General features: G+C 71.1%; 12 protein-coding genes. 6 read left to right on the top strand and 6 right to left on the bottom strand.

The features are described from left to right. Positions 1-57: 57 nt before the first annotated feature. Together ACIQU6_RS31280 and ACIQU6_RS31275 are read right to left on the bottom strand one after the other, a co-directional pair. Complete coding sequence (locus ACIQU6_RS31280; RefSeq protein ID WP_403485077.1) at positions 58-666, bottom strand: GNAT family N-acetyltransferase; 609 nt, start codon at positions 664-666, stop codon at positions 58-60. A 183-nt stretch (positions 667-849) separates the two neighbouring features. Continuing rightward, positions 850-1,488, bottom strand: a complete 639-nt coding sequence (locus ACIQU6_RS31275; RefSeq protein WP_403485076.1) for a DUF1707 domain-containing protein — start codon at positions 1,486-1,488, stop codon at positions 850-852. A gap of 179 nt (positions 1,489-1,667) precedes the next feature. On the opposite strand from ACIQU6_RS31275, the gene ACIQU6_RS31270 reads away from it, so the two are divergent. From ACIQU6_RS31270 to ACIQU6_RS31260, 3 genes are all read left to right on the top strand, one after another. Next, the gene (locus tag ACIQU6_RS31270) at positions 1,668-2,111 is read left to right on the top strand and encodes a helix-turn-helix transcriptional regulator (RefSeq protein WP_403485075.1); all 444 of its coding nucleotides are present in this window, start codon (positions 1,668-1,670) and stop codon (positions 2,109-2,111) included. A gap of 10 nt (positions 2,112-2,121) precedes the next feature. Then, entirely contained in the window at positions 2,122-2,532 is a 411-nt protein-coding gene (locus tag ACIQU6_RS31265; RefSeq protein WP_403485074.1) for a VOC family protein, read from the top strand. A gap of 105 nt (positions 2,533-2,637) precedes the next feature. Beyond that, the gene (locus ACIQU6_RS31260; protein WP_403485073.1) at positions 2,638-3,195 is read left to right on the top strand and encodes a cysteine hydrolase family protein; all 558 of its coding nucleotides are present in this window, start codon (positions 2,638-2,640) and stop codon (positions 3,193-3,195) included. Positions 3,196-3,206: 11 nt separating this feature from the next. Here the strand turns inward: ACIQU6_RS31260 and ACIQU6_RS31255 are convergent, their stop codons facing one another. Genes ACIQU6_RS31255 through ACIQU6_RS31240 form a run of 4 tightly spaced genes read right to left on the bottom strand, consistent with a single transcriptional unit; the run spans position 3,207 to position 7,645 of the window. Further along, complete coding sequence (locus ACIQU6_RS31255; protein ID WP_403485072.1) at positions 3,207-4,997, bottom strand: ABC transporter ATP-binding protein; 1,791 nt, start codon at positions 4,995-4,997, stop codon at positions 3,207-3,209. 34 nt (positions 4,998-5,031) lie between these two features. Continuing rightward, positions 5,032-5,292 (bottom strand): lasso peptide biosynthesis PqqD family chaperone, encoded by a 261-nt coding sequence (locus tag ACIQU6_RS31250; protein WP_403485071.1) that lies wholly within the window; start codon positions 5,290-5,292, stop codon positions 5,032-5,034. A 26-nt stretch (positions 5,293-5,318) separates the two neighbouring features. Beyond that, positions 5,319-5,756 carry a lasso peptide biosynthesis B2 protein gene (locus ACIQU6_RS31245; RefSeq protein WP_403485070.1) on the bottom strand — a complete coding sequence of 146 codons (438 nt, stop codon included), beginning with the start codon at positions 5,754-5,756 and terminating at the stop codon, positions 5,319-5,321. Next, positions 5,753-7,645 (bottom strand): asparagine synthase-related protein, encoded by a 1,893-nt coding sequence (locus ACIQU6_RS31240; protein ID WP_403485069.1) that lies wholly within the window; start codon positions 7,643-7,645, stop codon positions 5,753-5,755. The genes ACIQU6_RS31245 and ACIQU6_RS31240 overlap by 4 nt, the downstream gene beginning before the upstream one ends. A gap of 431 nt (positions 7,646-8,076) precedes the next feature. Between ACIQU6_RS31240 and ACIQU6_RS31235 the strand changes: the two genes are divergently transcribed. The 3 genes from ACIQU6_RS31235 (at position 8,077) to ACIQU6_RS31225 (ending at position 11,296) form a co-directional block, all read left to right on the top strand. Beyond that, positions 8,077-8,214, top strand: a complete 138-nt coding sequence (locus ACIQU6_RS31235) for a hypothetical protein (RefSeq protein ID WP_403485068.1) — start codon at positions 8,077-8,079, stop codon at positions 8,212-8,214. Positions 8,215-9,345: 1,131 nt separating this feature from the next. Next, positions 9,346-10,290, top strand: coding sequence for a heavy metal-binding domain-containing protein (locus ACIQU6_RS31230; RefSeq protein WP_403485067.1), 945 nt, complete (start codon positions 9,346-9,348; stop codon positions 10,288-10,290). 169 nt (positions 10,291-10,459) lie between these two features. Continuing rightward, positions 10,460-11,296 carry a heavy metal-binding domain-containing protein gene (locus tag ACIQU6_RS31225; protein WP_403485066.1) on the top strand — a complete coding sequence of 279 codons (837 nt, stop codon included), beginning with the start codon at positions 10,460-10,462 and terminating at the stop codon, positions 11,294-11,296. Positions 11,297-11,342: the final 46 nt, after the last annotated feature.

Raw genomic sequence — 11,342 nt, 5'->3', positions numbered from 1 at the left:
GCTCTACCGAAAGACAGAGGCGCGCCGGCCACTCCCGTATCTCTCCCGGGGTTTTTGCTAGACCCCGGCCGGGCGGCGCGGATCGCGGCGCATCGCCCACAACACCGGTCCGCCCTCCGGCAGGTGCAGCTCCGTACGCACCGTGAAGCCGAAGTGCTCGTAGAAGGAGAGATTGTCCGGCTTGGAGGACTCCAGATAGGCGGGCAGGCCCTCCGCGTCGGCCTTGGCCAGCCCCGAGCGGAGCAGGGCGGCCCCGTGGCCCCGGCCCTGGGCGGCCGGGTCGGCACCGATCACCGCCAGGTACCAGTGCGGTTCCTGGGGCGCGTGTTCGGCGGCCGCCTCGACGGTGTCCCGGAACAGCGGCGCCCGGTCGCCGAGGAGCTCCACCAGCTCCGCGATGGTCTCCGCGTCCGGAACGGCCTTGGCCCGCGCCTCCGGCGGGACCCAGAAGGCGGCCGCCGCCCCGGTCCGCTCGCACACGCAGTGCCGGACGTACTGCCGGGTGAAGAGGGTGGTGAAGTAGCGGCCCAGGCTCGTCGCGCGCGAGGCGTCGTCGGTGAAGAACCACCGCATCATCGGGTCGTCGTCGAAGGCCCGGGCCAAGGTGCGACCGATCAGCGGAGCGTCGTCGATCGTCGCCGCCGTCGGGGTGTTCGTTATCGACATACGGGTGATTCTGTACCCGGGTGATCTTCGCTGGCGCGGCGGGGTCCGCTCCGCGTGCGGCCATCGGGCCTGCTGGTGGCGGGAGTTGAGGGCGAACGCGGCGAACGCGGCGACGTGACCGGTGGCGGGGCGTGGCGATGAGCCCGGCGGTGCCCGCGGTGACCGGCCGTCCGGCACCGCGCCTCAGACGGACGCGCGGTGCCGCCACCGCCGGAAGGGTCGGCGCGGAACCCGCACCGCGACCCGACTGAAGTCCATCTGGCCGGCCAACTCCACGTGCAGGACGGTCGACTCCGTCGGGCCGGCCTGGCGCGGAATGGTGACCTTGCCGTAGCGCACCGCGAGGGCGTCGGTGTTCACGGCGATACCCGGGCGCGTCACCAGGCGCAGGAGTCCGCCGCGCATGTCCATGCCGATGCGCAGGGTGCCCTGCGTCAGCACGGCCTCGGTGAAGTCGAGCGTCACCTCCGACCAGGACGACAGGATCTCCACCCGTCGCGGCACCGTCCACCGGCTGTCGCGGCGGAAGGAGCCGCCCTCCTGGTCGATCCGGAGCACGTCCGCCAGGCCCGCCGCGCCGTCGTCCCGGGCGGCGCCCGTCGTGGCCGGCAGGTCGGTCGTGAGCTCGGCCAGCTCACCGAGCGTCCGCGCGCCCAACGCGGACTCCAGACGCTCGTCCAGCTCGGCGGCGGTCAGTCGGCCGTCGCCCGCCGCGATGCGCAGGAGGTCCACGGTGCGGTCCCGGTCCGCGTGCGAGGCCCGCAACGCGGGCGCCGCGCCCAGGCGTTGGGGCCGACCAGTGGTCAAGGTCTCACCCGGCATGTCTCTCCCCGGTCGGTGATGTGTGATCCGTCATGCGTGAGGTGTGGTGCGTGATCCGTTGTTCGCGAACTTGCGTTATATCGCGTTGCAGTCGCGAGCCAAGAGGGGGGCGCCATTGCGCCGGGGGCGGGGAGCCGGTGGCCTTGGGCGGCGACGAGCCCCGTGGCACGATCGGGCAGGTGACCAGCAGACCCACCACGGCGCAACACCTGAGCGATCTCGCGCGCCTGCGCCGCGTCCGCGACCGGATCGACCGGGAGTACGACCGCCCGCTGAACGTCGAGGCGCTGGCCCGCGGCGTGCACATGTCGGCCGGGCACCTCAGCCGCCAGTTCCGGCTCGCCTACGGTGAGTCGCCGTACTCCTACCTCATGACGCGGCGCATCGAGCGCGCGATGGCGCTGCTGCGGCGCGGCGACCTCAGCGTCACCGAGGTCTGCTTCGCGGTCGGCTGTGCGTCGTTGGGCACCTTCAGCACCCGCTTCACCGAGCTCGTCGGGGTGCCGCCCAGCACCTACCGGCGCCAGGCGGCGCAGCCCACGGAGGGCATCCCGCCGTGCGTGGCGAAGCAGGTGACCAGGCCGATCAGGAACCGGGAGGCACCGGCCGCCGACCCCGATTAGCGTGACTGCCATGAACATCACCATCGACACGAGCGTCCTCCCGCACACCGACCCGGACGCCTCGCTGGCCTTCTACCGCGACGTCCTCGGCTTCGAGGTCCGCAGCGACGTCGGACGGGGCCCGATGCGTTGGATCACGGTCGGCCCCGTCGGCCAGCCCGACACCTGCCTCCTCCTCGCGCCGCCGGCCGCCGACCCCGGCGTCACCGACGAGGAGCGCCGCACGATCACCGAGATGATGGCCAAGGGCACCTACGGCTGGATCCTCCTGGCCACCAAAGACCTCGACGGCCTCTTCGAGCGCCTCCAGGCCAGCGACGCCGAGGTCGTCCAGGAACCGACCGAGCAGCCCTACGGCGTCCGCGACTGCGCCTTCCGCGATCCGGCCGGCAACCAGATCCGCATCAAAGAGGTGCGCTGAGTGCCCCAAGTCGCCTGAGTCGCCGAGGTTTTCTCAGTGACGCGCGGTGAAAAGCCAGGCAGACTCCTGTCCACAACGGACAAGGCACAAGGGCAGGGGCAGGACATGGCGAACAGCGCACTCCTCGTGATGGACGTTCAACGGGACATCGTGGATGTCGTCGTCGACGACCCCGGTTATCTGCCGCGGTTGCGCAAGGCGATCGACGGCGCCCGGGCCGCCAACATCCCCGTGATCTACGTGGTGATCGGGCTGCGCCCGGACAACCCGGAGGTCAGTCCGCGTAACCGGGTGCTCAGCGCGATAGCCGGGGACGGCCGGTACCAGGAGGGCGACCCCGGCACCGGGATCCATGACGACGTCGCGCCCCGGGAAGGCGACGCCGTGGTCACCAAGAGGCGGGCGAGCGCGTTCTCGGGAAGCGACCTCGACCTGGTGCTCAGGAGGCGCGGCATCGACAGTCTGGTGCTCACCGGCCTCGCCACCAGCGGTGTGGTGCTGCACACCCTGTGCCAGGCCGCCGACCTGGACTTCGGCCTCACCGTGCTGACGGATGCCTGTCTCGACACCGACCCCGAGCTGCACCGGGCCCTCACCGACAGGCTGTTCCCGCGGTGGGCGGACGTCGTGACCGTCGATGACTGGTTGCGGGGAATCGCGTGAGGCGGCGCCGCTCAGACGGCGGGGTGTTCGGGGACAACCACCGGGCTCTGGCCGAGAGTTGGCGATGAGTGCGTTCCACTGGCGACGTGTCGTTGGAACCCCGCGTCGGTGCGCAGGAGTTCGTCGTACGTCCCGGTGGCGTGGGCCGTTCCGCCGTCGAGCATGACGACGGAGTCGGCCGTCTCGATGGTGGTCATCCGGTGCGCGATGACGAGCAGGGCGCACTCCCGCCGGAGGTTGTGCAGCGTGACCGTCAGGGCGGCCTCGTTGGCGGGGTCGAGGTGGGCGGTGGGCTCGTCCATCAGCAGCAGTCGGGGGCGGGCCAGGATCGCGCGGGCGATGGCGAGCCGTTGGCGTTCGCCGCTCGACAGGCGCGCGCCCCGCTCGCCGATCCCGGTGTCCAGCCCGGCCGGGAGCCGGCGGACCCGCTGGGCGAGGTTGACGAGGTCGAGGACCCGCCACAGGGCGTCGTCGTCGGTGGTGGTGTCGGGCGCGGCGTAGCAGAGGTTCTCCCGCAACGTGCCGTGCAACATCGGGCAGTCCTGCTCGACCCAGCCGATCCGCGAGCGCCAGGCGTCGAGCCCGAGGTCCGCGGCCGCGTGCCCGTCGATGCGGAGGTCGCCGCTCCACGGCTCGTAGAACCGGTTGACGAGCGCGAAGGCGGTGGACTTGCCGGCTCCGGACGGGCCGACCAGGGCGACGAGGGCGTGCGGAGGGACGGTCAACGACAGCCCCCGGAGCACCGGGGTGTCGGGGGTGTATCCGAACCGCAGGTCGCGCAGCTCCAGCGCCGGGGCCGTGGGGGCGTGGCGGGACGGTTGCCGACGCGGCGTGCCGTGGTCCGCCGGTGCGAGGGCGCGGTCTTCGGTGGGGAACGAGTAGACCTCCTCGATGCGTTCGGTGGCGCCCTTCGCCCTGCTCACCGAGGCGACGCCCTCGATCAACTCGGTTACGGGGCCGCCGAGTTGATTGGCGTACAGCAGGATCGCCACCAACGCGCCGAGCGAGAGCGCCCCCTCGTCCACGCGGGCCGCGCCGACCAACAGGACCAGGACGAAGGCCGCGTTGATGGCCATCTGGGCCACGGGCGCGATCGTCGCGGTGAGCCGGGCGCTGCGCACCGCCTCCTCGTAGGCGTGGTGGGCCAACCCGGTCAGGTGGGCGATCTCGCGTTGTTCGGCACGGTTGGCGCGGACCGTGCGCAGGCCCGACAGGGCGCGTTCCAACCCCGCCGAGATCGCCCCGACGGCGGTCTGGAGCTGCATCGACACCCGGCCGATCCGCGTCGACAGCACCTTGATCACGATGCTGCCGACGAGCAGCACGCTCAGGATGAGCAGCATCAGTACCGGATCGATCACGAACATCGCGCCCACGCTGCCCAGCGCGATGCAGAGGTTGGTGGCGAGCTGGACGGAGACGTGCGTCAGCGCCTCCCGCAGGACGACCACGTCCGTGGAGGCGCGCGCCATGAGGTCGCCCACGCGCAGCCGGTCGAAGGCGTCCATCCGAATCCGCAACAGGTGCGAGAACAGCCTGGTGCGGGTGTCCAACACGAACCGCTCGCCGGCCCGTTCCAACAGGAAGGCGGCGCCGGAACCGATCAGTGCCTGGCACAGCAACAGCAGCACCAGGCACGCCACCGGCAGGAACAGCGGCCGGTGCGCGGTGAGGGCGTCAACCACCCCCTTGGCGGCCAGTGGTTGGGCAACGCCGACCGCGGCCGCGACCAGGGTGAGGAGCAGGGCGGCGCTCAACGAGCGGCGCTGCCCCCGGGTCAACGTCCACAGTTGTCGAAGCATGGCGCGCACCGCTCCCTCTCCGGCCCGACCGGGCTCAGGACGCCTCCACCAGTCCGGACTCCCGGAGTTGGTCGGTCATCGCCGTCAGGTCCTCGCGTGCCTGGTCCAACGCGATGCCGAACCGCTCCGCGAACTCCTCGGCCACCTGGTCGGTGGTGCGGCCGTCGAGCAGGCGCTGGAGCGCGTAGGCGCCGGTCGGGTTGAGCTGCCAGTAGTGTCCGGTGCGCTGGCTCATCAGCACCGCGCCGTCGTCGGTGTCGGTGGCGAGCGTGTGGGCGGTCAGGCTCAGCTTCATGGGGCGGGTTCCTCCGTGAGGTGGCCCTAGCGGGCCGCGTGCTTGGGAGTTGTGGGGGCGACGGTGAGCAGCGGCCGGTAGTAGCCGTCGGGGTACGGTTCGTCGATCACCTGGCCGTCGGCCTCGATCCAGGCATGGGCGGCGAACGGCGTGGTGCGCACGCCGGTCTGCCAGGTGGGCCACGTCCCTTTCATGCGGCACAACACGGCCGCGGCGATGGAGCGTTGGAGGCAGTTGTGGACCGCGCAGCGCAGGCTGACCGCGACCACCGCGGCGCGGGCCGCGGAGGCCTGCGCGGCGCTGCTCGGACGGGCGCCGACGCGCAGGCTCTGGAGCACGATGCGCAGATAGCCGGGCGGCAGCGCGGCCAGCGGCCGGGCGAGGGCCACCGCGAACAGCGGCAACACCCGCCTGTGCAGGGGAAGTCGAACACGCGGCGGCAGGGCGCACGGGGGACTGGTCACAGGGCCTCCTCGGGATCGGGCACACGGGGACGAGGGGTGGCGCCGTCCCGGACGAGGCCGGCGGTCGCCGACGACGGGCCGCCGGGGCGGGCCGCGATCTCCCGCAACCACAGCTCGGCGCCCAGCGTCGCTTCCAACTGCGCGGACCAGACATCGGAACTGCGCGGCGGCGTGCGCAAGGTGGTCCGGAACCTCGCCACGTCGACAAGGCCGCGGTGCGCCAACTGCGAGTCCGCGAACAGCTCCAACAGGTCCGGCACGTGGTCCTGCAAGGCACGGTCGACCGACTCCTCGCAGTCCCCCTTGGTGGACCGGTCGAGGATCACGTCGGGCACCAGACCCCGCATCGCCTCGGCCAGCACCGGCTTGTACCGCCAGGGGGTGTTGCGCTCGTAGGGACGGATCGAGAGCACGGCCTCCACCACCCGGTCGTCCAGGTACGGCAGTTCCAGGCGCAACCCCTCGACCGCGTACTCGCGACACAGCAACCGCAAGACGGGCCCGGCGCTGCGCAGCGCGGTGAGCGCCTCGTGCTGCCCGCGGTCCGGTGCCAGGGGCGTGATCCCCGCCGCCACGCCGTGGAAGAGCTGCTGCGTGGTCCGCACCGCGTCCCCGGTGGCCCACGGCGTCGCCGGCAGCCGCGCCCCCCATCCCAGGGCCGGGACCGGACTGTCCGGCGCGGGGCGCACGAGCTCGTCGGCGCACCGCCGCCACCACGTACCGAGGTCCTCCCCGCGCAGCAGCTCGGAGAGACTGGCCCCCAACGGCCAGCGGGACAGCGCCCGGTGGGCGCGCAGTTGACGCCAGGCGGTGAGCGGGCTGCGCCGCAACAGCGTGTGCAGATAGGCGGCGCTGCCGGTGAACAACTCGTCGGCCCCGTGCCCGGCCAGATGCCATGTGGCACCGTTTTCCACCAACAGCCGGATCCCGGTGCGGATGGCGTTCATCCCCCGGGTGGTGGCCCGCGGGGCCTCCGTGTCGGACGTCCAGTACGGCGGGGAGAACACCGGCGGCGCGCTGCTCTCCGGCATGGTCAGGTGCTCGGCGTGCTCCAGGGAGCGTGCGGCCCGCTCCGCGTAGAACGGGTCGTCGTTGATCGCGCTGCCGCCGGTCCACCGGAAGGTCAACAGGTCGGGGCGGTGCTCGGCGGCCAGGAAGCACAGCGACGTGGAGTCCATGCCGCCCGACAGGTCCGCCGACAGCCTGCCCTGCCGGGGCTGCCGCAGCGCCACCGCCTCCCGCAGCCGCTCGCGCACCTGATCGACCCCCTGTGTCAGGGGCAGGTTCGGCTCCGGCGGCTGCCACCAACGCACCGTGCGCGCCCGGCCGTTGCCGGGCAGTGCCAGATAGGAGTCCGCCGGCACCTGCTCCACACCACGCCACCAACTGCGCTCGCTCAGCGGTGCGAAGAACATGCCGGAGGTCACGCTCGCCGCGAGCAACTCCTCGTCCGGCTCCGCGCCGATGATCCCGGCCAACACGTCGGCCCGGTCACCGGCGATCGGCACCTCGTCCAGGCAGGCGGTGAACACGCAACGGGACCCGGTGACGGTCCCCTGGAACCGCACCTGGCCGTCCACCGACGCCAGCAGGTGCGCGCTCCCGGGCAGCCGGCGGGCCAGTCGGTCCAGGTCCGGCAGGGCGCGCACTTGGGAGACGAGCGTGGAAAGGCGCTCCGGCGTGACGGAGACCGTGCCGAACACCGCAACGCGCACCGGGCCCGCTTCCGCCACCACCAGGTCCGCCGGGTCCCACGAGCCGGCCAACCACGGCCGCCCGGAGGCGTGCGCCACCGTCTGCGGTGCCGCTGACTCGACTTGGCGGTGGGCCCAGGCTCCGCCCGGGGAGTCCGGAAAGACCACGAGGTTGTTGTCGTCGGGGGATTGCAATGCCTCACCACCAGGTATCAGGGCGACCTCCGCGCCGCCGGCGCGGCCGCCGCAGCACCGTCCATCACTGATGGAGATCGCGCAACTGCACACAGTTGAGATCGCGCCATGACTGGCGTGACGGAACGGATCGACGGGCGTTGGCCCCGACGCTCCTCGGCCCGGGCGGCTCGGTGCCGGCAGCGCACCCCCTACGTCACCCCTATACGTCAAGTCCGTGCTGCGTATAGGGAGTTATTGAGCCGCGCGTCCTGCTGTGCCCCCTTGCCCCTCCGAACGAAGGCGGTCGCGACCCGCCGTAACTCTTACCGCAGGTAAGAAAGCGTCCGGCATTGGCTTGAGTTGCTATACGCGAGTAGACACTCCGGTGGGAAACCGCTTACATGAATCGGCGCCACTTCGGATTCCACCGAGATGGATAGGAGAAGGTCATGTCCAAGAGCAAGCAGCTTCCCGAGCGTTACATGCCGCCGGCCGCCGCCAAGGTTGGTCAGTTCAACAAGGACACCGACGGCACCATCTACACCTTGAAGGACGCCACGACCCTCGGCTTCAAGAAGCCCCGGTAATCACGGGTAGTGGTCTCTGGCTGATTGCCGGAAAAGGATCGTACCCGGCCCCGCGTCGGACCATTCCCTCGCATTCTTGTGCGACCGGACGGGACGGCTGAAGCCCCCGGTGCGGGGCCGGGCATCGCTCGGCAACTCTCCTTCCCTGTGTTCTTCACGGGGCGGAAGTAAGGCGGCCTTCAACTCCCGGACGCGCGCGGCACGGTGACGCACCGCGCCGCGACGGGGAGTCGGAGGCCGCCCTTCCGTGTGCCTGCCGCGAGCTCCATCACAGGTCAACGCCCTACTGAAGGCGGGGCGGTGCTGGTTGCCGGCCCGATGCCGGCCTTCCTTCCTCGGGTACTTCCCCGCCCGCCCGCAGGTTTCGGCCGAGCGACCGAAAAGCCCTTATCGAGTCCGACAGTTGACCGACGGGTCGGATCTCTTTCCGTTCCTCTGTCGGAGTCGTCCCGCCTTGGTCAATGCTGCCCGCGGCGCTCCGGAAGGGTCGCAGAGTTCACCGGAGCGTAATGGCCTCGTTGGTCCCGGGTCGCTTGGGTGAACTCACGGGATGCGGTCAAGGGGGGATGTCTTCGGGGGTGGGCGAGGCGAAACGTCCGAATTTCGTTGGGGGTTCACGAAAAGCACGGCAGATGCGCAACTCGAAATCGCCCCCGACATTCGAACGTCGCCCATGGTCTTTGCGCCACGCGCCGGCTCGAACCCGTTGTTTCGGGACGGTGCTTGTCTCGCTCGGTCGTTCGTGGAAAGCGCTTCGCGGGCTGCGTTTTGCGGGACCGGCAGCGTGCGCGTCGAACTCCGGGTCGGGCGCTTTCGCGAGTTCGAATAACTGAGCGTCGTACGGATGATTGGGTGCGCGCGTTTGATGTGAATGCCGTGCCGTGAATGTCCTTCGCGGACGCCGGGTAACGCCTGGGCCACGCGTCCGAACCCTGCCACGGCCGAGTTGCACCGCGCCGAGATCAGCACCGCGCCGAGTCGGTGCCGCGCTGCGCCGGTACCGCACCGGATTGCCTGGCAACTGACGCCCCCCGTCCGTGCGTTCCTCCCTCCCCGCACCTTCCGATGTCGGACCCTCGCTCTAGACTCGCTCTCCTAGGGCTCGTTCCAGGGGAGTTGGAGGGGGTGTCCATGAGCGGGGAGTGGTCTGCCGGCAGCGGGTTGCCACCGGTGGCTGCGGCGCGTACGGCCGAGGCACGGCGCAGCGGGACGTGGTCCTCGGCGCTGTCGACGGGCGAGTTCGCCGCGCTCAGATCGGTGGGCTTCGAGCCGGTCGGGCAGGTGCTGGGCTCGGCCGTGTACCGCGTGGCGGGCGGCGGGACCAACTGGCGCTACTACGACTGCGGCTACCGGTCCGCGGGTTGGTCCGGGCGCGGTTCCGGGCCGGCGCCGGTCGCCGTATCGGGGCAGGGCGCCGCCTCCAAGGCGCTGGTCGAGGTGCTGATGGCGGCGCGCCACGCGGCCCTCGCGCGGATGACGGCGGAGTGCACGGCCCTGGGCGGGGACGGCGTGGTGGCCGCGGACCTGACGATGGCACCGTTCCCCTCCGCGCCCCACTGTTTCGAATTCCAGGTGATCGGCACCGCCGTCCGGGCACAGGGGGACGTGCGGCCGAAGCGCCCCTTCACCACGCACCTGGACGGCCAGGGGTTCGCCAAGCTGATCGACGCGGGCTGGGTGCCGGTCGACCTCCTGGTGGGGCTCGCCGTCGGTTCCCGGCACGACGACTGGACCACCCGGCGGCAGAACTGGTTCGCGGCCGGCAACCAGGAGGTCACCGGCTGGAGCCAGTTGGTCGCGCTGACCCGTCATGACGCCCGCCAACGGATCGGCGAGCAGGCGTGGCAGTCCGGAGCGGACGGCGTGGTGCTGGGCGACAACCGACTGCGGGTCTGGCGCGAGGACTGCGTCCGGGCGCGCCGGCGCAACAACGACTCCGACCAGAAGGACCACGTCGCCGAGGCCACCCTGATCGGCACCTCGGTGGCCGCCTTCACCGTTCGCCGGGAGGCGCAGCCGCGCACCCTGACCGTGATGCCGCTGGATGCCAACCGGCGCCGTGCGCGCTCCACGTGACGGCGCTCCACGTGACGGCGCTCCACGTGACGGCGCTCCACGTGACGGCGCTCCACGTGACGACGCGCCCGCCGACGCGAGGGTCCCCGTCCGCCGCCGTCACCACCCACCCGGCACCAACCGCCCATCATCACCTCACCACCAGACACTTTCCCGAGGGGGACCGCTGATGACCGCCACCGACCCGACAGCCCAGGGCGTACCGGCCGATGCGATGCGGCGGCTGGCCGAACTCCAGCCCGGCCGACCGGGGGGCTCGCTCTTCACCAGTGACCTGACGGTCAACGAGTTCCTGCTCGTGCGGGAGGCGGGGTTCCGACCGCTCGGCCTGGTCCTGGGCAGTTCGATCTACCACGTGGGCATCCAGCTCGGGCGTTGGGGAAAAAACCAGGAGCTCACCACGTTGAGCCAGGCCATGTACCACGCCCGGGAGTTGGCCATGACCCGGATGGAGGCCGAGGCGGCACAGCTCGGCGCCGACGGCATCGTGGGCGTGCGACTCTCCGTCGAGGCGCGGGAGTTCGGCAACGACATCGCCGAGTTCATCGCGATCGGCACCGCGGTCAAGGCGGACGCGCCCGCGCCCGGCGGCAACGGCAGTTGGCGCAACGCCAAGGGGCAGCCGTTCACCTCCGACCTGAGCGGACAGGACTTCTGGACCCTGGTCCGGGCCGGGTACGCCCCCCTGGGCATGGTGATGGGCACCTGCGTGTACCACATCGCCCACCAGAAACTCGGTTCGATGTTCTCCAACATCGGCAAGAACGTGGAGATCGAGCCGTTCACCCAAGCGCTCTACGACGCACGGGAGTTGGCGATGGAGCGGATGCAGCGGGAGGCGGAGGAGCTGCACGCCGAGGGCATCGTGGGGGTGCAACTCAACTCCCACAACCACCGCTGGGGCGGGCACACCACCGAGTTCTTCGCCATCGGCACGGCGGTGCGGCCACTGCGCGACGACCACGTCATCGAACGCCCGACGATGGTGCTGAGCCTGGACGGGTAGGGCCCGTCCGACCCTGACCCATCGGACGGGCCGTAGCACGCGATCC

Source organism: Streptomyces sp. NPDC090442 (genome assembly GCF_044769405.1).
Lineage (GTDB): Bacteria > Actinomycetota > Actinomycetes > Streptomycetales > Streptomycetaceae > Streptomyces.
Note: the sequence above shows the minus strand (reverse complement) of the source record. Positions and strands in the feature narration are given on the sequence as shown.